Here is a 25,339-nt window from a genome sequence, read left to right on the forward strand (position 1 = left end):
GCAGGGGGCGTCAGTCATGGCCATGCTCTGTCGAATACAGGGCGAGATGTTGATTCAGCAGGACGCTGGCACATCACATAGAAGGGTTCCAGGTGCCAAGTCATTCTCGTAACCACGTCGTCAACAAGAATACCGTCAGCAAGAGCACCGTCAGCAAGAGCAAGGGGCCATTTTCCTGTCTGGTCTTCAGCCTCATGGCATTGCCGAGTACCACACTGGCGGCAGGTGAGTCGGCACAGGACGCCTCGGCAGTCGCAAGCTCGGTGATGGTGGTCACCGGCCAGCGGGAATCGGAAGTGGCGCCGGGCAGTTACCGTGCAGAGGCCTCAAGCCTTGCCAACAAGCAGTCGGTGGAGTTTCTCGAGCAGGCCCGCACCATCAATGTGGTGACCCGGCAGGTCATGCACGACTTCAATCTCGATGACTTGGAAGAGTCGCTGCAGCCGGTGGCTGGCATTCAGCTGGGCAATACGCTGGGGGGCACCGAGGATGGCTTCGTCAAGCGAGGCTTCGGCAGCAACAGCGATGGCTCGATGCTGATCGATGGCATCCGTCAGCCGCGCCGTACCTACACCACGGCGACGGTGGACCGCGTCGAAGTCCTCAAGGGGCCGTCATCGCTCTTCCAGGGCCAGCAGAACCCCGGCGGCGTGATCAACATGGTCACCAAGCGTCCGCAGTACGAGACGCACACCGAGATCAGCGGTGAAGTCAGCTCCTTCGGCGGTGGCAATACCACCCTGGACACTACCGGTCCCATCGAGGATACCGGCCTGGCCTATCGCTTCATCCTGTCGCATGAGGATGAGGACTCCTGGCGCGAGTACGGCAATGACCGCCGCACCACCATCGCCCCGTCCTTGCGTTGGGAGGGCGAGCACAGCAGCGCCCAGATCAGCTACGAGTATCAGGACTACGAGCTGGATATCGATCGTGGCACCGTCTTCTACAACGGCAGCGCCGCCAACGTCACGCGTGGCACGCGTTTCGATGAATCCTGGAACCGCGTCTATGGCCATGACGAGTCCGTCAATGCCTGGTGGAAGCAGGAAGTCACCGACAACTGGGACATGAAGCTGACCTACGGCTGGACGCGTCGTCAGTACAGCGATGCGCGCGCCAACGTCACGAATGTCAGCGACAGCGGTGATGTGACCGTGCGCGCCGAAGAGAACCAGGGCTATGAACGCAGCGAGCACTACACGGCGCTGGACGCCATGGGTGATGTCGAGATCGCGGGGCAGCGTCACCAGCTGGTCATCGGTGCCGATTACGAGACCACCCGCGACTATCTGGATGAGCGCTATTTCGGCGACTCCGTCACGGTCTCCACCGTCACCGACGTGAATCACGGCCAGCTGGCTCAGGTGACCTCCGACGACATCAACACCTCGCGCAGCAATCGTCTCGACGAGAGTCAGGCCATCGGGGTCTATGTCAGCGACCGCTGGTATCTGAGTGACAAGTGGATTCTGGGCCTTGGCGGGCGCTACACCTGGTTTGATCAGCAGAGCGGGCAGGGCGAGGACTTCGTGTCTGACCCCGATTACAGCGATGACCTGTTCCTGCCCTCCGCGAACCTGCTGTATCGCATCGACGATGCCAGCTCCGCGTACCTCAGCTACAGCGAATCCTTCGTGCCCAACGGCAGCGACAGCGACAGTGGCGAGAGCCTCGACCCTGAGCTCGGCAAGGGCTATGAGATCGGTTACAAGCGTCAGTGGAATCCGCGTCTGGCGACGTCTGTGGCGCTCTACCAGATCCGTAAGGAAAACGTCGCAGTCACTGACAATGGGGTGACTCGCACCATCGGTGAAGCCGGCTCGCAAGGCCTGGAATTCAGCCTCGAAGGCGCCCTGACGGATCGTACTTCCTTGCTGTTCAGCTATGCCTACACCGATACCGAAGTGCTGGAGGATACCGAAGGCACCGAGGGCAATCGTCTGCCGAACGCGGCGCTCAACGCGGCCAGCCTCTATCTGGCACATGATCTGGCGATTGATCCATCCTACGGCGAGTGGCGTGTCGGCGGTGGCGTGCGCTACGTCGGTGAGCGTGAAGGTGACGACGACAACAGCTTCTCGATGGATGCCTACACCGTGGCGGATGCCTTCGTCGGCTGGCGTCACGACATCTTCGGGCCAGACACAGAATTCAAGCTGAATGCGAAGAATCTGTTCGATACCGCCTATTACTACGGCAGTGGCGGTGACACGCGCGTACTGGTGGGCGATCCGATGGGAATTACCCTGTCGGCCAGCGTGGGCTGGTAACACCGCTGATTGCTCTTTATGAGCTGATTGCTCTTTATGAAGAGGGGACGACAGGCAACTGTCGTGGACCAGGGGCGCTCCAATGCGCCCCTGATGCGTTGCGACGACTCGACATCGGGGCCTGACGTATCGGGTCCTGCCGCTGATTCAATCGGATTGGCTGATAGACTGACGTCTCGAGGGTCTCTTCCTTCATTCGATGTCACTACTGTCCGGAGAGCTTCACATGCTCGACTCGCTTCCCCTTGCCGATATCCGTGCCTTTGTCATGACAGCGGATCACGGCAGTTTCACCCGGGCCGCCGAGACGTTGGGCGTATCGCGTTCACAGGTGTCCAAGCAGGTCACCGCGCTGGAGAAGCTGCTGGGCGTTACTTTGATGCAGCGTTCCACTCGCTCGTTGCGGCTCACCGAGAGTGGTCATCTTCTCCACGCGCAATGTCGTAGTGCGCTGGGCGACATGGCGCAGATCGTGACGCTGGTGCGTGAAGAGCGTAACGCCATGCGCGGTCGGATTCGGCTCAACAGTGTCGGGGGCCCCATCGGCGAGCGTCTGCTGGGGCCAGCCGTTCACGCCTTCATGCAGGCCTGGCCGGAGGTCGAGATCGAACTGGATTTCAGCAGTCATCGCGTGAATCTGATTCGCGATGACTTCGATATCGCCCTGCGCATGGGTGCACTCGAGGATGCCGATTTCATTGCTCGTCCGCTGGCGACTCTGTCCTATGTGGTCGTGGCGAGTCCTGACTATCTTTCGCGGCATGGCTCACCGCAAACTCCCGGTGGCCTGCAGGCTCACCGCTGCCTGGTGGGCTCGGTCGCGCGCTGGAGCTTTCGCGCCCGACATGACCCGAAAAGCGAGACACAGGTGGATATCAGTGCCCAGTTGCAGTGTCGCAACGGGCATGTGCTGGTCAGTGGTGCCCTGGCCGGCAACGGCATCATTCGCGTGCCCAGACTCTACTGTGATGACGCCATCGCAAGCGGAGAGCTCAAGGAAATCCTGCAGGATTGGCAGCCGGCGGATGTGCCGTTGTCATTGATCTACCATCGTGAGCGCCATCGTCCGCTGCGTACCATGCGTCTGATCGAACATCTGGTCACCTGGTTTGATGAGCGCAATGCCTGATTGTGTGCTTCATTACCAAGTGAGTCATGCTGAGTTGATTAGGAGCACGATGCTCCTGTGAATGTCGGCCTTCAGTGGGAAACCGCTGGGGATTCACGCATTGCGTGCGCGATGTGCTGGCGGCAAGTCACGGAGTTTCCAGGTGGGATCAATCTGACAGGGAGTCGCTCATGAACCTGATCGCTGCATTGGCCAGTGCGTTGTCAGTCTGAATGCGCCACTTGCCGAATTACCTTCATCAACCGCCCTACGGTGTGGCGACGCTCGCGTCGGAGGCGCTTGACCTGTTGGAACGGCTGTACCGACATGACGCTGACACCCTGGCGCATTCCTGGCGGGTGGCAGGGCTTTCGGCCTCGCTCTATGCCAGGCTGCTCGACCCGCAGGCGCGCAGTCTTTCCTTGCAGGCACTGCACCATGCGGCGCTGCTGCATGATATCGGCAAGCTCTCTATCCCTCGCGAGTTACTGCAGGCGCCACGAGCGCTGATACCAGAGGAGCGCTGCCTGATGCAGTGCCATGCGAGTGAAGGTGGCCTGCTGCTCGACACGCTAGGGGAGCCGCTGCGTACGCTGAGTATCGAGATTGCGGTAGGGCATCACGAATGCTGGGATGGCTCTGGCTACCCTGGCCAGATCATGACGCAGGCACTGCCCTTGCATTGCCGAGTGGTCGGGCTCATGGATGTCTTTGATGCATTGGCGTCTCCTCGGGCCTACAAGGCGGGATGGCCGCTGGACAGATTGATCGCCTTGTTCGTTGCCCAGGCCGGGCGTCAGTTCGATCCGCAGTTGATCGGTCGCCTCTCACCCCTCTGGAAGGAACTGCTCGCGGTGCATCATCAGTTGCTTGATCAGACACGAAGTGATTGAGCGTGGTGATGTCTCTTCGGGACATTCAAAGGCCCCTGTCATGAACATCGACAGGGGCCTTTGAAGTTTAAGTGCCATGCGAGCAATGCGTCATCAACAGCAGCGCTCACGCTTGATGGCGGCCCAATCGGTGGCGGGGTGCTGGCGGCCGTGGTTGCCGGCATAGGCCGCGATCTTGGGCGACTCCCAGTCTGCGAGAACATCACCTTCCAGCCGGTAGATCTCCACACCGAGCGGGTTGCAGGTCTCCAGCGGGTCACGCGCATCAGGGCCCCACAGGTCCACTGACAGATCGCCACCCGGACAACAGGACATCGCGCACAGCAGATCTGTCTCGGCGAAGAACTCCAGATAATCGCCCTTGCGTGCCGGGCAGGCCTTCATGAAGTACTTGTCTTCGTTGTTGAGGCCGGTGCACTGGAAGATGTTGAGCACATCGTGGATATCGAATTCGGTCAGGCCCCAGGGCGCCACCGCGCGGACCAGATTGGAGTGGCAGTGGTGATCGAAGTCCTCGCCGGTCAGCAGGCGATTGACGTAAGGGTCGCAGCGCGTGCCCAGCAGGTCATGCACGCGACCGCCTTCTGCATCGACACCATAGTCGGCGAGGGTGTCATCGATGATGGTCGCCATCGGGCGCAGGTAGGGCAGTGTGGACCACAGGCGATCATAGGTGCTGACATGCGCGCGCTGCAGCTGGCGGGTGCGAGACGCCCACATGCGTTCACGCGGATTGTGCAGATTCCACATGTTGAAATCACCGACCTGTGATCCCTCGGTGATCTTGATGCGCAGCACGTGGCCGGCCGGCACTTCCCATGCCAGGCCATCGCGCAGCGGCACGGTATGGGTCGCGACCAGTGTGCGCTCGGCCTTGCCTTCGGTGAGGCTGTCGTAGAAGTCGCGATCGATGTCCAGAATCGACCCCTTGCTGGCTTGATAGGCGGCAGGTACATCACTCATGACAGGACTCCCGGGGTTGTTAGGTCTGGTCTCTCATTGAGGATCGATGGCGGCATTGTCGGATAATGAAATCGAGCAAGGACGACGTCCACTGTCAGATTGCCACGTCAGGCGCTTCAGTACATTTTTCGGCGACAATGAAACCTTCGGGAGGATGAAACAGAACTGGCGCAGGGATTGCTCCCTGCGCCAGTTCTGTTTCATTCCTGAGTCCAATGTTGCCCTCAGGCCAAGGGTGTCTCTTGGCCGACAGCAGATCTGATCAGCCATTGAGCACGCCCAGCCAGGCCCACAGGCCGAGCAGGGTGGCGATCAGCACCGGCGGCGTAAGGATCAGGCCGACCTTCATGTATTGCCCCCAGCTGATGTGATGGCCTTTCTGATCGAGCACATGCAGCCACAGCAGTGTGGCGAGACTGCCGATCGGGGTGAACTTGGGGCCCAGATCATTGCCGATCACGTTGGCGTAGACCATCAGCTCACGCGTCGCGTCGCTGACCTGCTGCGCGGTGAGGTGGTCGATGGCCAGCGCGCCGATCAGCGTGGCCGGCATGTTGTTCATCACCGAGGCGGTGGCGGCAGCCAGCACGCCGGTACCGAGGGTGGCGATCAGACTGCCCTGGCTGGCAAGCCAGGCGAGGATGTCGCTGGCGTGGTCGGTCAAGCCGGCATTGCCCAGCCCGTAGACCACCAGGTACATGCCGACCGAGAACAGCACGATCTGCCACGGCGCACCGCGCAGCACCGGGCCGAGTTCGATCACGGCATCACCGCTGCCCAGCCAGCGCCCGGCGATGGCCAGCAGCATCAGCGCGGCGCTGCCGGTGACGACGGCGAGCGGGATGCCCAAGGGCGCGGTCACGAAGTAGGACACCAGCAGCACCCCCAGCAGCGGAAAGGCCGCGCGGAAGACCTGGGGGTCCTTGATGGCGCTCGACGGTGCCTCGAGTTTCTCCAGCGCATAGTCTGACGGTAGTTCCTTGCGGAACATCAGCCACAGCACGATCAGCGTGGCGGCCAGTGCGATCAGATCCACCGGTACCATCACCGCGGCGTAATGCGTGAAGGAGATATCGAAGTAGTTGGCACTGACGATGTTGACCAGATTCGAGATCACCAGCGGCAGGCTGGTGGAATCCGCCACGAACCCTGTGGCGATGATGAAGGCCAGCGAGGCCGCCGCCGAGAATTCCAGGCGTACCAGAATCGCGATCACGATCGGTGTCAGCAAAAGGGCCGCGCCATCATTGGCGAAGAAGGCCGCGATCACCGCGCCTAGCAGCACGATGAGCGGGAACAGCCTGCGTCCGTTGCCGCCGCCCCAGCGTGCGACATGCAGTGCCGCCCAGCTGAAGAAGCCCGCTTCATCGAGAATCAGCGAGATGATGATCAGCGCCACGAAGGTGAAGGTGGCGTCCCAGACGATGTCCCACACCACCAGTACGTCCGGCAGCGTGACCACGCCGCAGACCAGTGCGATCACGGCGCCGCCCAGTGCACTGGTGCCGATGCCCAGACCGCGTGGTTGCCAGATCACCAGTGCCAGCGTGATGACGAAGATTGCCAAGGCAAGCATGACGTCTCCTTGTCGAGGGGGAAGAGCAAGAGAAGCACGACGTGTGCGAACACGGACAGCGTCAGATCGTGCTCTGATTGACGCGTTTCGAGACCTCTTCGGCACTCTCGACACGCTCGGAATAGCGCTCGGTCAGATAGTCACTGCGCTCGCGGTTCATCCAGGTGAACTTCATCAGCTCTTCACAGACATCGACGATGCGCAGATACAGCGGTGACATGCGCATGCGGCCGTTTTCATCGAATTCATTGAAGGCGCGCGGCACGGACGACTGGTTGGGGATGGTCAGCATGCGCATCCAGCGCCCCAGAATGCGCATCTGGTTGACGCTGTTGAAGCTCTGGCTGCCGCCGCTGACCTGAAGGATGGCAAGTGTCTTGCCCTGGGTAGGACGTACGCCGCCCAGTGACAGCGGAATCCAGTCGATCTGCGCCTTCATGATCGAGGTCATCGCGCCATGACGTTCAGGGCTGGCCCAGAGCATGCCCTCGGACCACTGAGCCAGCTCGCGCAGCTCCTGCACCTTGGGGTGATCGGCCTCGCAGTCATCCGGCAATGGCAGGCCGGCCGGCGAGTACAGGCGCACCTCGGCACCGAAGGCGCGCAGCAGGCGCGCCGCTTCCTCGGCGGCAAAGCGCGAGAAGGAACGCTCACGCAGGGAGCCGTACAGCACCAGTATGCGCGGCGCATGACGTGGAGCATCCGGGCCGACCAGGCGGTCGATTTCCAGCGGTCGCCAGTGTTCGGCATCGATATTGGGCAGGTCGGCCAGTGCCGCTTTCATCGCGTCGGTCATATTGTCTTCTGTCAGCAGGTGAGACGTGTCGGGAGTGTGTGCGTTCATGATTCAGGTCCTGGGGGCGTGGACGACGTCGCCGTCTTCCTTGGTGTATTGCGCGACCGGATTGTCCAGAAGCTCCAGTACCGTCTCCGACGGGCGGCACAGGCGCGTGGCTGCGGGCGTGACCACGATGGGGCGATTGATCAGGATCGGGTGGGCCATCATGGCGTCGATCAGCTCGGCATCGCTCATGGACGGGTCATCCAGATTGAGCTCCTCAAAAGGCGTACCCTTGCGGCGCAGCAGCGGGCGCGGTCCACCGCCCATGGCGTCGATCAATGCTTCCAGCGTCTCGCGCGTCGGGGGTGTGACCAGATACTCGATGACTTCCGGTGTCTCACCGGAGGCCTTGAGCATGGCCAGCACATTGCGTGACGTGCCGCAGGCCGGGTTGTGGTAGATCGTGATCGTGTGGGAAGAGCGAGTGGATTCAGTCATCGTTTCCGGGCTCCTGCGACGTACCGGGAGTGTGGGCGTTACCGCAGCTGGGCAGGGTGAGAGAGGCCAGCAACGGATCGCAGACCACCGAGGAGCCAGCACAGCAGTCGCGTACCAGAAACTGCACGGTGGCGAGCATGTGCTCGAGGTTGGCGCGGTAGATCAGCGAACGGCCCTCGCGCTGGGAGTGGATCAGCCCCGCGCGACTCAACACGCCCAGATGAGTCGAGAGCGTGTTGTGCGGCACCTCGAGACGACGGGCGATCTCGCCGGCCGGTAGTCCCTCTGGTTCATGGCGTACCAGAAGGCGAAACGTGTCCAGACGCGTGGCCTGGGATAGCGCCGCGAAGGTGTCCAGCGTGGCCTGCGGGTCGGGCAGGCTGTCAGTATCATTCATATCATCTTGTCCATATGTCGAGACTTATCGAAATGACGATGGTGCGATGATAGATCAGCGTGCCGCATATGGGAAGGTGCCCGGAGGAAAGAATGGGTGCAGATAGCCCTTGGCCATTCTCGAGGATTTGTGAGGGCGCGTATTCCGGTCAGGCAAAGCCCGCACAGTCTTGGTAGCATGTGCGCCATTGATTACCGGACAAGGGAAGATGGCACGATGATGATGGTATTGCAGATTCTGGGGGGCTTCGTGCTGGCGGCGGGGGTGCTGCTTGCGGCAGTGCCGGAGCTGGTCAATCGCTTCAAGGGCTCGGATGACACGCCCTTGACCGTGCCCAGACAAACGGGCGCGGCGATCTCTCGCCGGATTCGCTGGGGCTGGGTCATCGCGGTAGGGTACCTGCTGATGTATCCGCCGATCGGTCTGGGAGTGTTGCCGGTGCTGGTGACACTCGCCGTGGCGGGTATCGCCGGCATCATGACGGCACGCCTGATGGGGTTGATGCTGGATGGCATCGACATGCGTCATCTGTTCCGCTTTGCTGCCGAGTCGCTGATTCTCGGCGGCCTGTGGACCTGGTTCGTCAAGCTGTCCGCTTGAGAGGGGGCTCCCAGGCAGAGAGCGATTCCCGCTGTTTTCCCCTTCCCTGAGGCCTCTCCATGCCGCTCAATGACAATACGCTAGCCGCATTGGCTCATCTGGACAGGTCGCACCCCGTTCTGGTGACAGGAGCGACGGGGTATGTGGCGGGACAGCTGATCCGTCGCTTGCTGCAGGAGGGTCTGACAGTGCATGCCGCCGTGCGGGATCCAGGTAACACCGAGCGTCTGGCGGCACTCAAGGCACTGGAAGACAGCATGTCGGGCAAGCTGCGCGTCTTCGCCAGTGATCTGCTCGAGCAGGGCTCTTACGCCGAGGCGATGGCGGGGTGTGCGGTGGTCTTTCACACCGCCTCGCCTTTTGTCGTCAGTGTCGAGGATGCACAGCGAGATCTGGTGCGGCCAGCAGTGGAGGGCACGCGTAACGTGCTCCAGGAAGCCAATCGTCAGAGCAGTGTCGAACGCGTGGTGCTGACCAGCAGTTGTGCTGCCATCTACAGTGACAATGCCGATGCGCTGGACACCCCGCGTGGCTGTTTCGACGAGAGTGTCTGGAATACTACGGCGTCGCTGACACACCAGGCCTACTCCCACTCCAAGACGCTGGCGGAACAGGCCGCCTGGCAGATCGCCGAGCAGCAGTCGCGCTGGCGGCTGGTGGTGATCAATCCCTCGCTGGTGCTCGGCCCCGCGATCAGCGATGACACGCACGGCGAATCCTTCAGCCTGATGACGCAGCTATGTGACGTCACGCTCAGGATAGGCGCGCCGGATTACGGCATGGGCGTGGTGGATGTGCGGGATGTCGCCGAGGCGCATCTGGCGGCGGGATTCTTGCCCACGGCCACCGGGCGTCATCTGGTCGCCGGGCACTCCTCAAGCTTCATCGCGCTGGGGCGCCTGTTGAGTCATCACGCCGGCCCGCAATATGCGATTCCCATTCGCCAGCTGCCCAGATGGCTGGTGTGGCTGGCGGGTCCGCTGGCCAACAGGGCGGTGACCCGCAAGATCGTCTCACGCAACGTGGGGCATGCCTTCGTGTTCGACAATACCCGCAGCCGTGAGCAGCTGGGGCTGATCTACCGGCCCCTCGAGACGACGCTGCACGACATGTTCGATCAACTGGAGGCCAGCGGCCGCCTGTCGTGAACCTCATCTTCTGCATGTCAGCGACGTCGCAGCGGCTCCAACAGGGCATTCAACCCGTTGTGATCTATCTCGTGCATCAGCGCCAGCAAGCGACCTATCTCGCCTTGCGGAAATCCCTTGCGCGCAAACCAGCCCAGGTAATCGCCGGGCAGGTCGGCAATCAAGCGTCCGGCGTACTTGCCATAGGGCATCTGGCGGGTCGTCAGTTTCTGCAGATCTTCGGGGCTCATCCAGTGACTCTCATTCCACTCGGTTAAGGACGGTCTGGTCAGTTGCAGGTGCCATTCTGGCACAGCTGTGATGCAACGGTTGGGTTTTGCTCCGGCACCGCCATGTCCTGATCATACTCATGATACGGAGTGACTCATGTCCCGCGACTATCAGAACCTCGAGCAGCTACCCCTCGCCGGAGAATGGCGTAACGGCCGAGCCGGCAGGACGCTTGAGGTGGTGGATCCCTTCGATCAGAGCTCGCTGCTCTCGATTCCCATGGCCAATGCCGAGGATCTCGATGCCAGCTATCGCAGGGCGCGTGATGTCCAGCCTGACTGGGCTCTAACACCGGCGAGCGAGCGCGCTGGCGTGATGCACAAGGTGGTGGAGCTGATGGACGAGCGACGCGAGGAGTTGCTCGGCTGGCTGGTGCGTGAGTCGGGCAGTACCCGCCTCAAGGCTCAGGCGGAACTGGCGGCGGCCCGTGCGATCACGCTGGAGTCCGCCGCGATGGCCAATCGCGTGGCCGGGATGGTGATGGAGGCTCAGGTACCGGGCAAGGAGAGCCGTGTCTTCCGCAAGCCGCTGGGTGTCATCGGCATCATCAGCCCGTGGAATTTCCCGCTGCATCTGACCCAGCGTTCCCTGGCGCCGGCACTGGCACTCGGCAACAGCGTCGTCATAAAGCCGGCCAGTGATACCCCGCTGACCGGCGGCCTGCTGCTGGCCAGATTGTTCGAGGAGGCGGGGCTGCCTGCCGGCGTCTTGAGCGTGGTGGTCGGTGCCGGCAGCGAGATCGGCGATGCCTTCGTGGATCACGAGGTACCGAGGCTGATCTCCTTCACTGGTTCCACCCAGGTGGGCAAGGGTATCGGTAGTCGCGCCGTCGGTGGTGATCATCTCAAGCAGGTTGCCTTGGAGCTGGGCGGCAACAGCCCCTTCGTGGTGCTTGACGATGCGAACATCGAGCAGGCGGTGGACGCCGCGCTGGTCGGCAAGTTCCTGCATCAAGGGCAGATCTGCATGGCCATCAACCGCATCATCGTCGATGCGTCGGTCCATGACGCCTTCGTCGATCGCTTCGTGGCGCGTGCCCGTGAGCTGAAGGTCGGCAACCCCGCCCAGGACGATACCGTCATCGGGCCGATCATCAATGCCAAGCAGCGTAATGGTCTGCTCGAGATGATCGAGACGGCCAAGGGCGAGGGCGCCAAGGTGATGCTTGAGGGCGAGGCGCAGGGTCAGCTGGTGCCGCCGCATGTGTTCACCGATGTCACCAATGACATGAGCCTGGCGCAGAACGAGATCTTCGGCCCGGTGGTCGGCATCCAGAAAGCCCGTGATGAAGCGCATGCGCTGGAACTTGCCAATGGCACCGAATATGGCCTCTCGGCCTCCGTCTTCACCGCGGATATCGCACGCGGCGAGCGCTTCGCGCTTAAGGTCGAGGCGGGCATGGTGCACGTCAATGACATGCCGGTGAATGATGATCCACGCGCGCCCTTTGGCGGCGAGAAGAATTCAGGCCTTGGGCGCTTCAATGGCGACTGGGTGCTGGAGGAATTCACCACCGATCAATGGGTCAGTCTGCAGGTCGAGCCACGTCAGTATCCGTTCTGATCCCTCTTATCTGTAGTTGCGCATGACAAACAACGCCCCGCTCAGCCTTCTGGCTGAGCGGGGCGTTTTTGATGGTGAGTAATGCAGACATGTCATGGTGATGATGCAGGCAAGAAGGCCTAGGGATCTTGACAGCAAGGGCGGCGCTGTAGAGAGGACAGAGACGCAAGCTGCGATCATCAGTAGGGATCGAGGGCGGAAAGCGTCACGACCAGCCCCAGTACCAGCGCCGCCAACATCACTTCCAGTCGCGTCATCCACTCAAGGGCTCGTGTGGTGCCGCCCTGGCCGGAAAGCTTCGGCACAAGCCAATAGCGATTGAAGAGGGCGATACTGACCATGCTGAGCACCAGCCCGATCTTGATGGCCAGCAGTCCTTGATAAGGGTGTGACCAGTCCAGCGGGGGTGTCCCGAGAATCAGCCCGGTATTGAGGGCCCCCGTCACGACCACCAGAGCGACCGCGAGGTGGCCCATGCGGGAGAAGCGTATCAAGGCAGCTCTGGCGGCTTGGCACAAAGTTTCGGCATGCAATGCACGCAGGGTGGACACCACCGGGAACAACGCCCCGATCCAGAAGCCACCACTGAGTAGGTGCAGCCATTGATTGGCGCGGTGAATACCTCCCAGCCAGCCACCGTGCATGGCGGCGTGACCGGAGAACGCAAGGCTTGCCAACATTGCCATGCTCGCAAGCGCCAGGACCACCAGGCGATGTGCGGGAATCACCATCAGCGCCAGCAGTGCCATCGACAGGATGCCTGCCTTGCCTGCCCAGGCAAGCCCCGAGGTCGTCTGGGTCATGACGCTCCATGCCAGGGAGACATTGGAGAGATCTCCCCAGCCAGCCCCGATGATGGCAGTCTGGAGTGGCAGTTGGCAGGCAGTGGCGATCACGGCCAATGCCAGTGCCAGGCGCAAGGCCCCCGACCAGCGCTCCTCAAGCCAGAGGCGCAGCTCGCGCGATGACGATGTCAGCAGGAATCCGCTGACGCCCCAAAGGAACACGACCGCTCCGTCAAGGACGAAGCGGCTCGCGGCAAGGGCGTTATCGGGGCCGATCACGGCGTGACGGTGAACTGATACTGGCCTTCGGTCTTGTGACCATCGGTGGAAAGCACATGCCATTTGACGGCATATTTTCCTGCCTCGAGCGTCTTGCTGACCGGAGCGTTCAACGTCTTGCCGCCATTGTCGAGAGTGGCATCCCCCAGGGAGACGGGGTTGCCATCGACTCTGCTGAGACCCAGGCCACTGAAGGGCAACTCCAGCCCTTCGCTGAAGGTGAGGCTGATGCGAGTCGGCGAGGCGATTCTGGCGCCGTCCGCGGGATTGGCACTGCTGACATGGGCGTGAGCGAATGCCTGGCCACTGAACAGCAGGCTGCCAGCGACGAGTGTGGTGAGCCAATGTCTTGCATGCGTCATCTTGATGTCCTCTGGACTTCGGTCGCGTTGACTTGTGCATGGTCCAGCCATGGGGATTCACACCCTCTGGCCAGAGGTATGCACTTGCAGAAGGGGCACGTTACCTCAGCCAGCACTGTGGTGTCCCCCGCAATAATGTCGCACCCCGAGTTCCGCCTGGTGGCGGATCAATGACTGATCAGAGAGACGCTACCCAGCCAGGCAAGCCTGAGCGCCAGCAACGACAGCGCCCATTTGAACAGGCCATCGAAGTGCCGGTTGGAGACACGATCCAAAAAACGCAGTCCGAGGCGGGTACCGATCAGGCCCGCACCGATCATCAGCACGATCAGGGGCAACCACTCATGGAAGAGAAACCCTGCCATGCCGAAGATGAAGGCCTTGGTGAGGTGCTGCGCGACCATGCAGGCCGCGAAGGTCGCCACCTTGGTGTGACGCTCGCCGCCGCCTTGCTTGATGAAGCTTGCGACCAGTGGGCCGCTGGCCCCGATCAGACTCGAAAGGAACGTCGTGATGGCACCGGCGATCAAGGTGCCTGTGCGGCTCAATGCCCGCTTGGGCAGCGGCGGCCCCCAGCAGGTGAACAGCACGAACAGCGCGATGGAAAGCTCCAGTACCCCTTCAGGCAAGCGGATCAACACCCAGGCTGCCACCAGCGCACCCAGCGCCACACCCGGCAGAAAGGCCAACAGACGGCGCATGTCGATATGGCGCCAGGTCATCGCCATGCGCCCGCCGTTGGAACCCAGCTGTACCATCCCATGGACAGGAATCAATGCAGCGGCAGGCATCAACTGCGCCATGATCATGATCAGCAACGTCCCACCGCCAACCCCGACAGCAGCGGACAAGGCTGACGTCAGCAGGGCAAGTAGCAGCAACGCGCAGACGATAGGCAGCGAGAGCGGGAAATGCTGCGCGAGGCCATCGAGCAGGCTTGCGAGGTAGGGAATATCGGCGGAATTGGCGGGCATTGCAGGCATCCTGTGCAGATAGCCAATAAAGATGGATAGGGTCTCAGGCAGACGACATGATGCATGACCTGCCTGACAAGCGTGCAAGGCTACCGTGACAGAGAGGCTCTGCCCAGTATCTCAGGTGTCACCTGAGGGTGTTGCAGGCCCCCCTGGAAGATTCATCCGCTGATGAGCTGGCAAGTGTCGGCTGACTTGGACATCAGAGAGGTGCTTTCCAAAGGCAATGGTGTAGTGTCCGGTGCCTGTCATTGCCGTGGCTGGCGCTTTTCAGCCAGCACTCAGCATATACCTGCAGGATGGGGGCTTTTCTGCAGATGTTGCGCTTGTCATGGGAGCGGTGTTCAGTGAAGGTCAGTGGGATAAAGGAGGGTAGGCATGAAGCTGTTGTTGCTTGAGGATGATGACCTGCTGGCAGAAAGCCTCGCTGAACTGCTGGAAGATAATGGCTATCGACTGGATGTCTCCACGAGTCTGCATGAAGCACAGGCTTTCATAGCGACGGAACAGTATGCATTGGTCGTTCTGGATCTCGGGCTTCCGGATGGTTCGGGGTTGGAGTTGCTGAAACGCTGGCGACAGTCTCACGTGGATATTCCCGTGCTGATTCTTACGGCACGTGATACCTGGGAGGACAAGGTTGTGGGGTTGCGCAGCGGGGCAGATGATTATCTGACCAAGCCATTTCATGAAGCCGAGTTGCTGGCGCGACTTCATGCGCTGCTTCGGCGTCGCCAAGGGGGAGGCCATACGTATCTTGAGGTCAGCGGGATTCAGCTGGATGAGGAGTCGCAACGTGTCCGTTGCGACGGCGAGGATTGGTCGACCTTGACGGCTACCGAATTCCGTTTGCTGCGCTACCTCATGCATCATCCAGACAGAGTGCATTCCAAAGTGCAGTTGCTGGATCAGCTCTATGCACTGGAGCAGGATGCCGCTGCACCCAATCTGGTGGAAGTCTATATCGCTCGTCTTCGCCGCCGCGTGGGCAAGGACTTGATACAGACCCGTCGCGGACAGGGGTACCTGCTTGTTTCACATCGATCGTCGTAGCCTTCGTTTTCGTCTGCTGACACGCCTGGGAGGGGCATCCCTCGCTGTAGTGTTGTTTGCCTGGTATCTGCATGGGGTCTTTCTGCACGAGCTGGCGAAGGATTTTCTTGGTGAGCGTCTCAAGGATGAGGCATCTCACATCGTCACCTTGCTCAAGAAAGATGAGCATCCTGTTGCCCAGCTAATGGTAGCGGCACGCGAGGAGTCTCTGAGCTTTCATCATTTCTATGTGTTGCGAGTCGGGAACGAGGTCAGTACTTCGCTTCCTGCCATGCCGACGGAGATGCTTCCCTTGCTTGAGGGCAAGGGGGATGCGTTGTTCATGCATCAGCTGCAGCAGCAGCCTATGTTGGCCTATCGGTATGGCTTTGATCTGCGCGGGCAACGGGTGCAATTGTTGATTGCCGAGAATTTCTCGCCAGTGGAGAAGGGCTTGACCCGAATTCATTGGTGGATTGGTGCCAGCGCCTTGTTGTTGTGGGGAATTCTCGTGTCACTCAATCTGCTGGCGGTAAGACGGGGTCTCAAGCCCTTGAGTGGCTTGCGTCATCAGTTGAGTGAACTCCAAACCGGCCATCGAAAGCGGATTGCCCTCACGGTGCCGTCGGAGCTGGATACGCTGGTGTCGCAGCTCAATAAGCTACTGGATGAATTTGATCGCCGTCTGACTCGCTCACGAGAGTCCGTCGCCAACCTGTCCCATGCTCTAAAGACACCTCTGGCGGCATTGACGCAGGTGTTGCGGGGCACACGCCCGATCAATGAAGTACGTCGTGGCAAGATGCTGCAACGTGTCGAAGCGATACACTCCCAGCTGGAGGCCGAACTCAGGCGAGCCCGTATTGCTGGCCCACGTACGGGCCAGACCACGCGCCCTGCTGAAGAGGCCAGGCGATTGATCGAGATGTTCCAGGGACTCTATCCGCAGCGCACCTTCTTGCTGGAATGTCTGAACTTGCCTGTTGAGCATGCTGATGGCTGGGTGAGTGTCGAGACACAGGATTTCACCGAAATGCTCGGGATATTGCTGGATAATGCGGGCAAGTGGTCTGTCAATCAGGTGCAATGCCGAGTGACGATAGAGAGTGACCAGGTCGTACTCTGTATTGAGGATGATGGTCCTGGGGTGCCGCAGGAACAACTGGCCCATCTTGGCGAGCGTGGATGGCGACAGGACGAAACTTACCCAGGTTATGGGTTGGGGCTCTCCATTCTTTCGCATCTCGTCAAGCAATACGCGGGTTGCGTGAGCTACTCATCAGGAGCAGCAGGGGGATTGAGAGTCAACGTGCATCTGCCAACACGTAAATAGTCTCTTCATTCAGGTTCGTTTCAGCTTGCCGTGGCTTCATCCATGTCATGACTTATCATTCATGACCCGGGGGCAACAATGGCCATGGCATCAGGAACGTCTGATTTCTCTGTATCTCGTCGTCAATTGCTGAAGGGAGGTTCTGCCCTGGGGCTAGGTACAATGGCGCTGGGAATGGCACCTGCCTGGGCCAATCCCTGGGGGCGAACATCGACGTATTCTCAAGGGGTTGTGCATGGCCCCGAAGTCTCGCTTGTCATTCGTCGTGAAGATTTCGACATCGACGGGCAGTTCGCGCGTCCCATCACGATCAATGGCAGCAGCCCCGGCCCCATGGTGCGTTTGAAAGAGGGGCAGGATGCTGTCATCAAGGTGACGAACCTGATGGATGAGCCGACCTCCATCCATTGGCATGGCATCATACTTCCCCCGGAAATGGACGGCGTGCCGGGTATCAGCTTCGCGGGAATCGCACCAGGCGAGACCTTTACCTATCGGTTTCCTGTCAAGCAGAGCGGTACCTACTGGTATCACAGCCATTCAGGCCTTCAGGAGCAGGAAGGCCATGCTGGGCCCCTGATCATCGATTCAGCGACTCCCGAAGCCTTCACATATGATCGTGAGCATGTCCTGCTGCTCACTGACTGGACGTTTGAAGATCCCAAGACAGTCTTTCGCAATCTCAAGACCATGGAGGGGTATTACAACTTCCAGGAGCGGACTGTCGATGATTTCTTTGCGGATGCTCGGCGTAGAGGGCTGGTAGAGACGATCGAGGCACGCAGCATGTGGGCTGAGATGCGCATGAGTTCGCGGGATATCGCGGATGTCACCGGCAGCACCTATACGTATCTACTCAATGGTCAATCGCCTGAGGAAAATTGGACCGCGCTCTTCAAGCGTGGGGAAACCGTACGTCTGCGTGTCGTCAATGGCTCGGCAATGAGTTACTTCGATTTACGTATTCCAGGTTTGAAGATGACCGTGGTCGCTGCAGATGGCCAGCCAGTGCAACCGGTAGAAGTGGATGAGTTCCGCATTGCCGTGGCGGAAGCCTACGATGTGCTGGTGACACCGGAAGACGACAAGGCGTACACCATCTTCGCCGAAGCCATGGACCGCAGTGGCTATGCGCGAGCCACGCTGGCACCTCGCCCCGGGATGGAGGCGCCCGTACCTGAACGACGACAGATCGCTGATCGCGGGATGGAGGCCATGGGCGCTCATGCGGGTATGGATCATTCGCAGATGGCCGGCATGGACCATTCGCAGATGGCCGGTATGGATCATTCGAAGATGGCCGGTATGGACCATTCGCAGATGGCAGGCATGGATCATTCGAAGATGACGGGCCTGCAAGCCGATGTAGCCAAGGATGGCATGCTGATGGCGGGTGCTGTTCAGCAGGGGGCTCGTTACGACCAGGCAGGCATCGGTCTGGATCAATCGCTGCGTCGTGTATTGGTCTATCAGGACCTCAAGGCCCATGCGCCCTGGCCGGACAGACGTGGCCCCACGCGCGAGATGGAGCTGCATCTGACCGGCAACATGGAGCGCTATATGTGGTCCTTCGATGGCAAGAAGTTCAGTGAAGTCAATGGCCCGATTCACTTCAAGAAAGATGAGCGACTTCGGCTCATCCTGATCAATGACACCATGATGGAACATCCCATACATCTGCACGGCATGTGGATGGAGTTGGAGAATGGTCAAGGAGATCTGATTCCTCGCAAACATACCTTGAATGTCAAACCGGGTGAGCGAGTGTCAGCGTTGATCACTGCAGATGCAGAAGGTAGCTGGGCTTTCCATTGCCATCTTCTGTATCACATGGACGCAGGTATGTTCCGTGTCGTAAAGGTTTCTTGAGGAGTCATCATGTCAATAAGTCATCATTCATTTCGTCTTGCCAGCGTGACGGCGTTTCTGTTCTCCAGTGCTGGTGTCTCTCAAGCGTTCGCTCAGGATGACTATGATGCCCCGCAGTCATGGCCATCACCCATGGCAGAACATCTCCAGTGGAGTGCCGCATTCGAGCGCCTGGAATATAGCCTTCCGAATAAGGGCGAGGACTCACTGGTATGGGATTTTCAGGCCTGGTATGGCGGAGATACCCATCGTGTCTATCTCAAGTCAGAAGGGGAAAATACCCAGGGCGATGGCGAAGACGCCGAGTTTGAGTCACTTGAGCTTCTTTATAGTCGCCTGATTGCCGATTTCTGGGAGTTTCAGATTGGAGGTGGCTATCAGGGCGGCGTACTCAGCGATGATCATGATGAAAGCGTGTATGGGGTCTTCGGGCTTCAAGGGACTGCACCCTACAGAATCGAGACGGATGCAGCAGTCCAATATCGAGAGGGAGGCGTAGTCACTGCCAGTCTGGAACTTGAACATGATATACACCTGACACAGCGTTGGTATCTACAGCCACGTAGTGAAATTGTCCTTGCTGCCAATGAATCCAGACAACAGTCTATCGGAGCGGGTCTCAATTCTGTACGTATTGGCTTGCGTGCTCGCTATGAGGTGACTCGTCGAGTAGCTCCTTATGTAGGTGTTTATTGGCAGCGAGAGTATGGCGAAACTGCTGATATGCGGCGTGAGGGAAATGAGGCAGTAGAAGATACGGGTGTCGTGTTTGGTATGCGCATGATGTTCTAGAGGAGTCAAGATGGCAGTGACATTTTTCAATTGAAGAGCGGTGGTGTAGCTGCGTGATCATGTTTTACATGAATATGCAGAATGGCCTTTTGATTAGGAGGTTATGTCTTATGGTTTTGCACAATGTGATGATAATTCATTTAATTTTCAGCATGTTTTCAGATTGTGTTGCCATGATGATAAGTGAACCCATCAAGAGATAATTTCCATGAAAACATCAACGCTGTTACTTGCTGCGACCATGACTTTTTTTACCGCTGTGACGCAGGCCAATGATGAGCATAGCCGACTTCCGACTCTTTCAGCTGGAGCTTCAGAAACATATGGACTTGTGGCTGGAAAGCCATTGCATTTCCAAATAGACGTTGAACATGATGCAGTTCTGAAGATCAGTAGCCGACATTTTGCAGCTGATTCGAGTCAGAACAACCTGATCAATGCTGTGTTGCGAGACCCGCAAGGAAATATCGTGGCGACAGCTTCTGACGATGATGGTCATTTCCTACTGGAACAGAATGTCAAAGAAGGATATTACCAACTGGAGGTCTCAGGTAATTCAATCAGTGGTTCTGCAGACGAGAGTGGGCGTGGATATTCTCTGAACGTTGCCTTTGAATAAGAGATGTCCATGGTAAGTCATGATAAATAAAGCGTCACTCTAGATCGTATTGATGGTCGGCATTTGTCGGCCTTTTTTGCACGTTGAATGGCAGCCTTGTCATTGAATATTCTTGTCGTCTCAAGGGGTATGACATGAAGAAGATACTGTTGGGGGTGTGGCTGACATTGATGATGCTGGCAACACTTGGTGTTGGGGCAGTGTATTCCGGGGTCATCAGTGTGGCCGCGGATGACCCGCACTGGGGTTGGGTGTACGAAGTATTTGAAACGGCGCGTGATCGCTCCATCGAGTTCCACTCCAATGCTATCCAGGCTCCCCTGCTTGATGATGAAGCCATGATTGTCGCCGGTGCAGGCAATTATGCCTCGATGTGCGCCTCCTGCCATCTGGCACCTGGTATGTCAGAGACAGAACTCAGTAGGGGGCTTTATCCCAGTCCCCCGAATTTCGCAGCATCTACCATGAGCAGTGAGCCTCATGAGCGTTTCTGGGTCATCAAGCATGGGATAAAAGCCAGCGGAATGCCGGCATGGGGTCAGAGCATGCAGGATGAGTACATCTGGCAGATGGTCGCCTTCATGGAAGAACTTCCTGACATGAGTGCTGCGCGTTATACGGCCCTTGTGGCAGCAAGTGATGGTCATCAACATGGCGGAGGTGAGACTACGCTATCGCAGTCATCGCACCATGCTGATGGGGTTGGAGAGTTACCCCATGATGATGGACATCATGATGCTTTGCAGGTAAGCCCTGCTCAGGAAAGTCATGATCTGAAAAGCAACGGTGATGCAGATCGTCATTCTCACGCCGCGCATGATCAGGAGCATCAACATTGAAATCGCGTGCGATACTGGGCAGCCCCAGGCTTGTATGGAAACTTTCGGGGCTGCCATTTCTTTACGCCATCTTGATGTTCGAGTATCAGACCGTAGGCGTTGCCTCGACCCGCTCCGCGCGCTCGGCACGCTTGAGCATGCGATAGCGAGAGCGCACCTCGTCACGCTCCAGGTAGCAGCCCTGCAGCCAGCGGCTGCCGCTGTCGCCTTCGAAGGCATCGCGGGCGTGCAGAAGGCGGCGATTGTCGAAGATGACAAGGTCACCTGGCGCGTAGGTGAAGCGCAGGGCGAAGCGCGGCTCACGCAGCATGCGCTGCAGTGTCATCAGGGCATCGTAGGCGATTTCGGTCTGCTCGAACGGTGCCATCATCGGGCCCCGCAGGAAGTCGGCGATCCGCACTTCCAGCAGCTCTCCCGCCTGGCCCAACACGATCATTGGTGAATGCCAGACGTGATCGGTATTGCGCGAGGTATTGGCGTAACGCCAGTGCACCGTGATGAGGGTCTCATAGGCCTCTGGGTGTTCTTCCTTCAGTGACGTGGCGATGGCGAAGCCATCCATCATCACCGCCATGCCGCCTTCCACGCTGTTCTCGATGCAATGCAGACACTGCAGGCCCGGCTGGTATTCCCGGGTCGGCAAGTCTACATGCGGTGGCAGCGCGATGGAGGTGTAGGCGTTGGAGTCCGGGTTCTGGATCGCGCGGACATTGAAGAGGTGACCGAAGTTGGTGGTGCGGATCGAGCCGATGCGCTCGGCGACCTTCTCCAGGGCGCCGGACTCCGCCGGCAGATTACGCAGACGCACCAGCCCCTTGCCGAGCAGCTCGTGCAGGGCCGGATTGAGGATCTCGGACTCCTGCTGGCTGCCATGCTCGGCACTGGCCAGGCGGGCGGCGTCGATGGTCGGGGGCTGTTCCAGCTGTTCACCATGCCAGAGAGCAAGCGGCGGCAGTTCTGGCGGCAAGACACTCTGGTTGTCGTAATCATTGGCACGCAGGAAGCCCGGGTGGAAGCGCAGGCGGCGGTCTTCCGGCGTGAACAGCACTCTGAGCGCACCGTCCTCATCGATGCTGGCCTTGGCGATCTCCGGCCATGCTGGCAGCTGGGAGAGATCCAGTATGCGTTCGCGTGTCGCTGGATTGATGGTGGTGTCATCCGCGGCGTTCTCGCGCAACCAGACACTGTGGAAACGACTGACGCGCCCGTCGCTCCAGCTCACGCTGAGATAGCGCGCTTCGTGGGTGACCTTCACGAGAGTCTCGTCAATCGGCCAGCTGTCGTAGTCGGGTGTCATCGGGAGCGCCATGGAGAGTCCTTCCTTCTGTCGGTGATCAGTTCCCCGACAGAATGGCAGTCCATGCAGGTGTCTTCTGTGCCCAATTCGACGCCATCTGTGCCCAATTCGACATCTGGTGCGCGCGTGGCGTGTCAGCTCATGAGACGGGACGCGGTGGCTGGCGTCGTGCCTGTGTCGGGGTGATCCCGAAGCGGCGACGAAAGGCGCGGGTGAAGCTCGAGTGCGATGTGAATCCGCAGGCCAGGGCGATATCGGTGATGCCGTGGCGGGTGTCATGAAGCAGACTGCGCGCATGCAGCAGGCGACGTTCTCCCTGATAGGCCTGAGGCGTGCATCCCAGCCCTTGCTGGAAGCGCCGCTCCAACTGACGCCATGAGAGCCCGAGCTCCTCGGCCAGTGCCTCGATGCTGAGTGGCGCCTCCAGGGTGTTTTCCATGCGCGTGATGGCACGTCTGAGCAGCGGATCTGCCAGGTCTGCCGATTGTTGACTGAGGCCGCGCTGCCGGCTGGCGGGCAGTCGTCCCTGATCGAGAATCAACTGTTCGCGTACCGCCTGATAGAGCGTCTGGCCATGCTGGCGGCGGATCAGCTCCAGGCTCATGTCCAGCGGGGCGCTGCCTCCGGCGCAGAAGAAACCGTCATCACTGATTTCATAGAGAGACTCCACGGCATCCACCTCATCGAAGCGTTGGGTGAATTCCGGCAGGCTCTCCCAGTGCAATGTGACCGTCTTGCCCGTCAGCAGGCCTGCACGTGCCAGCACGAAGCAGCCGGTGTCCACGCCCCCGAGCTGGCAGCCGCTGCGGGAGCGCTGCTCAAGCCATTGGAGAGTGCGATCTTCCAGATAGGCTTCCGGGGCAAAGCTGGTACATACGACCAGCTTGTCCACCGAAGGGAGCTCGTCACGTGCCGTGTCCACCGGCAGGACCATGCCGTTGGAGGCCTTGACCGGTGCGCCATCCTGACTGGCGAGTGTCCACTGATACAGGCGTGTCCCGCGCAGGCGATTGGCGATGCGCAGCGGTTCGATCATCGAGAACAGCGCGACCATCGCGAAACCCGGCAGAAGTAAGATGCCCAATTGGTGGCGCTCGTGCTGAGTCGGCGAGGCGAGCGCTGCCGTCAGGGGCGCGATGCCGGTGGGCTGCGCTGACAGAACGCCATCTTCCGCCAGGCCGACGGCGCTGCGGGAATCAGGGGAGGAGGCATGGGAGTCGTGTGATGACATGAACGCTCTGGCAATGAAGGCGTCGGGTGGCTTGGCATCGAGTCGAAGCCCATGACATTAGCCTGTTCGCTGGCAGAGCGCGAGGCGTCAGCCAATCCCCGCTCGATCGCTCGCGGGTCATCAGGGGGAGGGCGGTTGGCGGGAAACAAGAGGCCCGAGTGTGATCTCGGGCCCGTTTGGCGTGAAGGCAGACAGCAAGACTTTCTGTCACACCATCCTGAGGCAGTTCCGCCCATCTTCCTTGGCGGCATACATGGCCTCGTCCGCGCGAGCGATGAGCTGCTCGCGCGTGGCACGCTCGCTGGGTGCAAGACAGGTAAGTCCGATGCTCAATGACAGTGGCAGGCGTTGTCCAGCGTGCTCCAGGACACTGTCCTTCATGCGCTGACGCAGCGTATTGATGCGTGTGGCAGAGTCGCTGAGCAGTGAATTGGGCAGGATGGCCAGAAATTCCTCACCTCCCCAGCGGGCGAGAGTATCCCCGGGCAGCAGAATGTCCTCGGCGAGGACACTCAGCTGCTGCAAGGCAAGGTCACCGGCGTCATGGCCGTAGTTGTCGTTGATCTTCTTGAAGTGATCGAAGTCCAGCAATGCGACGCACAATGGTTGGTCGACCTGGGAAGTCGACAGCGCGGTGATGCTCTCCTCCAGCACTTTCTGAGCATGACGTCGGTTGTAAAGGCCGGTCAGCGGGTCAGTGATCGCGACCTTCTCGAGCGCCTGATGGGCTTCCTTCAGAGCATTGATGTCATTGGCACGCGCGACTTCATGTCCGGCCCACAGTGCGATGAGGCGCACCAGCTCGATATCCTGCGAAGTGAAGGGTTTCACCGGATCGGGGCTCGAGAAGTTGAAGGTACCGTAGCGTTCACCATCCACGATCACCGGCGCGCCGATGTAGGCTTCCAGATTGAAGTTGGAGTAGCAGGGATGGTTTCTGATCTCGCTGCTTGCCACATGGTGGAAGGCTTGTACGCTATCGGCCTTGTAGACATGATCACAGTAGGTATCGCTGAGGGAGAAACTCAGTCCCGGTGCCAGCAGGTCTTCCGGATGGCAGGCACGCTGGACGACGTAATCACCATCCGTGATGCGGCTGAAGATACCGATGGGCAGGCCAAAGTGGGCACATCCCAGTTTCAGGAGTTCATCAATGCGATCATTGAAGGACAGCTGGCGAGAAGAGGTGATGGCGTGGAGTCGGTGCAGGGTGTGCTCTGCTGTCACGCGACGAGAGACATCGCGAATCAGGCCGAACATGAAGGTGTTGTCGCTGGAGGGGTCCTTGATGGGGCCGCCGAGTGTCTCGCCATAGAAGAAGCTGCCATCCTGACGTCGATAGCGAATGACCCGCCCCTCCCTGGGGGGCAGGGCATCGGTGCGGAATTGTCTCGTGCCCTGGCGCTCGAATTCATCGTTGGAGGCATACAGTATGCGTGTCTGCTGGCCGATCAGCACGTCACGCGGATAGCCGAATGCCTTTACCGCGCTGTCGTTCATGTAGGTGATGTGTCGCTGATCATCCGCAAGCAAGATGATATCGTCGATCTGGCCAAGCATCTGGCCCAGCAGGGTTTGAATCATCTCAAAGCGTTGCATGACGCATGCTCCTTGAGTCGTGCCGGTATCTTGGGAGGGGCATTCCTTGCCGCAGTCGTCATTCACATCGCTGGGAAGGCACGGACGTTACCGTCATCAAGCAGTGGCGTCGCGACGGCTGTTGCACGTTACTGAATTCATCTTAACGTATGGGGATGCAGTCGCGTCTTGATCTCATCCTGCTCGGCATTCGTATATTCAACGTAAGGGTATTGCAGTGCCAGAGGCCGTATCGTCAGGTTTCCCCCAACCGTCCAC

At 59.6% G+C, this 25,339-nt stretch carries 25 protein-coding genes; 12 read left to right on the top strand and 13 right to left on the bottom strand.

Annotation, left to right across the window (positions count from 1 at the left end; genetic code table 11):
- The first annotated feature begins 92 nt into the window (after positions 1-92).
- The 3 genes from HXS65_RS04275 (at position 93) to HXS65_RS04285 (ending at position 4,274) form a co-directional block, all read left to right on the top strand.
- Positions 93-2,273, top strand: coding sequence for a TonB-dependent siderophore receptor (locus HXS65_RS04275; RefSeq protein WP_255304413.1), 2,181 nt, complete (start codon positions 93-95; stop codon positions 2,271-2,273).
- Positions 2,274-2,499: 226 nt separating this feature from the next.
- On the top strand, positions 2,500-3,402 hold the full coding sequence (locus tag HXS65_RS04280; RefSeq protein WP_077376882.1) for a LysR family transcriptional regulator: 903 nt from the start codon (positions 2,500-2,502) through the stop codon (positions 3,400-3,402).
- 221 nt (positions 3,403-3,623) lie between these two features.
- Positions 3,624-4,274, top strand: coding sequence for an HD-GYP domain-containing protein (locus HXS65_RS04285; RefSeq protein ID WP_176493205.1), 651 nt, complete (start codon positions 3,624-3,626; stop codon positions 4,272-4,274).
- A 93-nt stretch (positions 4,275-4,367) separates the two neighbouring features.
- Here the strand turns inward: HXS65_RS04285 and HXS65_RS04290 are convergent, their stop codons facing one another.
- The 6 genes from HXS65_RS04290 to HXS65_RS04315 all read right to left on the bottom strand — a co-directional run bounded on the left by HXS65_RS04290 (position 4,368) and on the right by HXS65_RS04315 (position 8,489).
- A complete protein-coding gene (locus tag HXS65_RS04290; protein WP_176493207.1) occupies positions 4,368-5,237 on the bottom strand; it encodes a DUF1989 domain-containing protein in 870 nt (289 codons plus the stop codon).
- A 33-nt stretch (positions 5,238-5,270) separates the two neighbouring features.
- The gene (locus HXS65_RS04295) at positions 5,271-5,441 is read right to left on the bottom strand and encodes a hypothetical protein (RefSeq protein ID WP_176493208.1); all 171 of its coding nucleotides are present in this window, start codon (positions 5,439-5,441) and stop codon (positions 5,271-5,273) included.
- A gap of 58 nt (positions 5,442-5,499) precedes the next feature.
- Positions 5,500-6,813 (bottom strand): arsenic transporter, encoded by a 1,314-nt coding sequence (locus tag HXS65_RS04300; RefSeq protein WP_176493210.1) that lies wholly within the window; start codon positions 6,811-6,813, stop codon positions 5,500-5,502.
- A 61-nt stretch (positions 6,814-6,874) separates the two neighbouring features.
- On the bottom strand, positions 6,875-7,597 hold the full coding sequence (gene arsH, locus HXS65_RS04305; protein WP_375782203.1) for an arsenical resistance protein ArsH: 723 nt from the start codon (positions 7,595-7,597) through the stop codon (positions 6,875-6,877).
- Positions 7,598-7,660: 63 nt separating this feature from the next.
- Positions 7,661-8,092, bottom strand: coding sequence for an arsenate reductase (glutaredoxin) (gene arsC / locus HXS65_RS04310; protein WP_176493212.1), 432 nt, complete (start codon positions 8,090-8,092; stop codon positions 7,661-7,663).
- Positions 8,085-8,489: a helix-turn-helix transcriptional regulator gene (locus HXS65_RS04315; protein ID WP_176493213.1), complete on the bottom strand. Its 405-nt coding sequence runs from the start codon at positions 8,487-8,489 to the stop codon at positions 8,085-8,087. Before HXS65_RS04315 ends, arsC begins: the two co-directional genes overlap by 8 nt.
- Positions 8,490-8,705: 216 nt before the next feature.
- On the opposite strand from HXS65_RS04315, the gene HXS65_RS04320 reads away from it, so the two are divergent.
- The gene (locus HXS65_RS04320) at positions 8,706-9,089 is read left to right on the top strand and encodes a hypothetical protein (protein WP_176493214.1); all 384 of its coding nucleotides are present in this window, start codon (positions 8,706-8,708) and stop codon (positions 9,087-9,089) included.
- 59 nt (positions 9,090-9,148) lie between these two features.
- The gene (locus HXS65_RS04325; protein WP_176493215.1) at positions 9,149-10,237 is read left to right on the top strand and encodes an NAD-dependent epimerase/dehydratase family protein; all 1,089 of its coding nucleotides are present in this window, start codon (positions 9,149-9,151) and stop codon (positions 10,235-10,237) included.
- Positions 10,238-10,254: 17 nt separating this feature from the next.
- Here the strand turns inward: HXS65_RS04325 and HXS65_RS04330 are convergent, their stop codons facing one another.
- Positions 10,255-10,467, bottom strand: a complete 213-nt coding sequence (locus HXS65_RS04330; RefSeq protein ID WP_052384432.1) for a DUF3820 family protein — start codon at positions 10,465-10,467, stop codon at positions 10,255-10,257.
- Between the two features lie 136 nt (positions 10,468-10,603).
- Between HXS65_RS04330 and HXS65_RS04335 the strand changes: the two genes are divergently transcribed.
- The gene (locus HXS65_RS04335) at positions 10,604-12,070 is read left to right on the top strand and encodes an aldehyde dehydrogenase family protein (RefSeq protein WP_176493216.1); all 1,467 of its coding nucleotides are present in this window, start codon (positions 10,604-10,606) and stop codon (positions 12,068-12,070) included.
- A 179-nt stretch (positions 12,071-12,249) separates the two neighbouring features.
- On the opposite strand, the gene copD is transcribed toward HXS65_RS04335, so the two are convergent.
- From copD to HXS65_RS04350, 3 genes are all read right to left on the bottom strand, one after another.
- Positions 12,250-13,197 (bottom strand): copper homeostasis membrane protein CopD, encoded by a 948-nt coding sequence (gene copD, locus HXS65_RS04340; RefSeq protein WP_141392086.1) that lies wholly within the window; start codon positions 13,195-13,197, stop codon positions 12,250-12,252.
- On the bottom strand, positions 13,131-13,496 hold the full coding sequence (copC, locus tag HXS65_RS04345; protein WP_176493217.1) for a copper homeostasis periplasmic binding protein CopC: 366 nt from the start codon (positions 13,494-13,496) through the stop codon (positions 13,131-13,133). The genes copD and copC overlap by 67 nt, the downstream gene beginning before the upstream one ends.
- A gap of 167 nt (positions 13,497-13,663) precedes the next feature.
- On the bottom strand, positions 13,664-14,470 hold the full coding sequence (locus HXS65_RS04350) for a sulfite exporter TauE/SafE family protein (protein WP_176493218.1): 807 nt from the start codon (positions 14,468-14,470) through the stop codon (positions 13,664-13,666).
- Positions 14,471-14,848: 378 nt separating this feature from the next.
- On the opposite strand from HXS65_RS04350, the gene HXS65_RS04355 reads away from it, so the two are divergent.
- From HXS65_RS04355 to HXS65_RS04380, 6 genes are all read left to right on the top strand, one after another.
- Entirely contained in the window at positions 14,849-15,523 is a 675-nt protein-coding gene (locus HXS65_RS04355) for a response regulator (RefSeq protein ID WP_176493219.1), read from the top strand.
- Entirely contained in the window at positions 15,501-16,835 is a 1,335-nt protein-coding gene (locus HXS65_RS04360; protein WP_176493220.1) for an ATP-binding protein, read from the top strand. Before HXS65_RS04355 ends, HXS65_RS04360 begins: the two co-directional genes overlap by 23 nt.
- 78 nt (positions 16,836-16,913) lie before the next feature.
- On the top strand, positions 16,914-18,704 hold the full coding sequence (locus tag HXS65_RS04365) for a copper resistance system multicopper oxidase (protein ID WP_304363414.1): 1,791 nt from the start codon (positions 16,914-16,916) through the stop codon (positions 18,702-18,704).
- A 9-nt stretch (positions 18,705-18,713) separates the two neighbouring features.
- Entirely contained in the window at positions 18,714-19,496 is a 783-nt protein-coding gene (locus HXS65_RS04370; protein WP_176493221.1) for a copper resistance protein B, read from the top strand.
- A 208-nt stretch (positions 19,497-19,704) separates the two neighbouring features.
- Positions 19,705-20,115 (top strand): hypothetical protein, encoded by a 411-nt coding sequence (locus HXS65_RS04375; protein ID WP_176493222.1) that lies wholly within the window; start codon positions 19,705-19,707, stop codon positions 20,113-20,115.
- A gap of 134 nt (positions 20,116-20,249) precedes the next feature.
- On the top strand, positions 20,250-20,954 hold the full coding sequence (locus HXS65_RS04380) for a cytochrome c (RefSeq protein WP_176493223.1): 705 nt from the start codon (positions 20,250-20,252) through the stop codon (positions 20,952-20,954).
- 85 nt (positions 20,955-21,039) lie between these two features.
- Here the strand turns inward: HXS65_RS04380 and HXS65_RS04385 are convergent, their stop codons facing one another.
- From HXS65_RS04385 to HXS65_RS04395, 3 genes are all read right to left on the bottom strand, one after another.
- A complete protein-coding gene (locus tag HXS65_RS04385) occupies positions 21,040-22,263 on the bottom strand; it encodes a TauD/TfdA family dioxygenase (protein ID WP_176493224.1) in 1,224 nt (407 codons plus the stop codon).
- Between the two features lie 127 nt (positions 22,264-22,390).
- Complete coding sequence (locus tag HXS65_RS04390; protein WP_255304414.1) at positions 22,391-23,482, bottom strand: GlxA family transcriptional regulator; 1,092 nt, start codon at positions 23,480-23,482, stop codon at positions 22,391-22,393.
- Between the two features lie 207 nt (positions 23,483-23,689).
- Positions 23,690-25,081: a diguanylate cyclase gene (locus HXS65_RS04395; protein WP_176493225.1), complete on the bottom strand. Its 1,392-nt coding sequence runs from the start codon at positions 25,079-25,081 to the stop codon at positions 23,690-23,692.
- Between the last annotated feature and the right edge of the window lie 258 nt (positions 25,082-25,339).

The sequence above is a fragment of the Cobetia sp. 5-25-4-2 genome (assembly GCF_013374075.1).
Lineage (GTDB): Bacteria > Pseudomonadota > Gammaproteobacteria > Pseudomonadales > Halomonadaceae > Cobetia > Cobetia marina.

Bases quoted from the DNA above. Each gene is read 5' to 3' on its own strand.
- HXS65_RS04280 (WP_077376882.1), top strand. From the start codon at position 2,500: ATGCTCGACTCGCTTCCCCTTGCCGATATCCGTGCCTTTGTCATGACA.
- HXS65_RS04290 (WP_176493207.1), bottom strand. From the start codon at position 5,237: ATGAGTGATGTACCTGCCGCCTATCAAGCCAGCAAGGGGTCGATTCTG.
- HXS65_RS04295 (WP_176493208.1), bottom strand. From the start codon at position 5,441: ATGAAACAGAACTGGCGCAGGGAGCAATCCCTGCGCCAGTTCTGTTTC.
- HXS65_RS04300 (WP_176493210.1), bottom strand. From the start codon at position 6,813: ATGCTTGCCTTGGCAATCTTCGTCATCACGCTGGCACTGGTGATCTGG.
- arsH (WP_375782203.1), bottom strand. From the start codon at position 7,597: ATGAAAGCGGCACTGGCCGACCTGCCCAATATCGATGCCGAACACTGG.
- arsC (WP_176493212.1), bottom strand. From the start codon at position 8,092: ATGACTGAATCCACTCGCTCTTCCCACACGATCACGATCTACCACAAC.
- HXS65_RS04315 (WP_176493213.1), bottom strand. From the start codon at position 8,489: ATGAATGATACTGACAGCCTGCCCGACCCGCAGGCCACGCTGGACACC.
- HXS65_RS04320 (WP_176493214.1), top strand. From the start codon at position 8,706: ATGATGATGGTATTGCAGATTCTGGGGGGCTTCGTGCTGGCGGCGGGG.
- HXS65_RS04325 (WP_176493215.1), top strand. From the start codon at position 9,149: ATGCCGCTCAATGACAATACGCTAGCCGCATTGGCTCATCTGGACAGG.
- HXS65_RS04330 (WP_052384432.1), bottom strand. From the start codon at position 10,467: ATGAGCCCCGAAGATCTGCAGAAACTGACGACCCGCCAGATGCCCTAT.
- HXS65_RS04335 (WP_176493216.1), top strand. From the start codon at position 10,604: ATGTCCCGCGACTATCAGAACCTCGAGCAGCTACCCCTCGCCGGAGAA.
- copD (WP_141392086.1), bottom strand. From the start codon at position 13,197: ATGGCATGTGCTTTCCACCGATGGTCACAAGACCGAAGGCCAGTATCA.
- copC (WP_176493217.1), bottom strand. From the start codon at position 13,496: ATGACGCATGCAAGACATTGGCTCACCACACTCGTCGCTGGCAGCCTG.
- HXS65_RS04350 (WP_176493218.1), bottom strand. From the start codon at position 14,470: ATGCCCGCCAATTCCGCCGATATTCCCTACCTCGCAAGCCTGCTCGAT.
- HXS65_RS04355 (WP_176493219.1), top strand. From the start codon at position 14,849: ATGAAGCTGTTGTTGCTTGAGGATGATGACCTGCTGGCAGAAAGCCTC.
- HXS65_RS04365 (WP_304363414.1), top strand. From the start codon at position 16,914: ATGGCCATGGCATCAGGAACGTCTGATTTCTCTGTATCTCGTCGTCAA.
- HXS65_RS04370 (WP_176493221.1), top strand. From the start codon at position 18,714: ATGTCAATAAGTCATCATTCATTTCGTCTTGCCAGCGTGACGGCGTTT.
- HXS65_RS04375 (WP_176493222.1), top strand. From the start codon at position 19,705: ATGAAAACATCAACGCTGTTACTTGCTGCGACCATGACTTTTTTTACC.
- HXS65_RS04380 (WP_176493223.1), top strand. From the start codon at position 20,250: ATGAAGAAGATACTGTTGGGGGTGTGGCTGACATTGATGATGCTGGCA.
- HXS65_RS04385 (WP_176493224.1), bottom strand. From the start codon at position 22,263: ATGGCGCTCCCGATGACACCCGACTACGACAGCTGGCCGATTGACGAG.
- HXS65_RS04390 (WP_255304414.1), bottom strand. From the start codon at position 23,482: ATGTCATCACACGACTCCCATGCCTCCTCCCCTGATTCCCGCAGCGCC.
- HXS65_RS04395 (WP_176493225.1), bottom strand. From the start codon at position 25,081: ATGCAACGCTTTGAGATGATTCAAACCCTGCTGGGCCAGATGCTTGGC.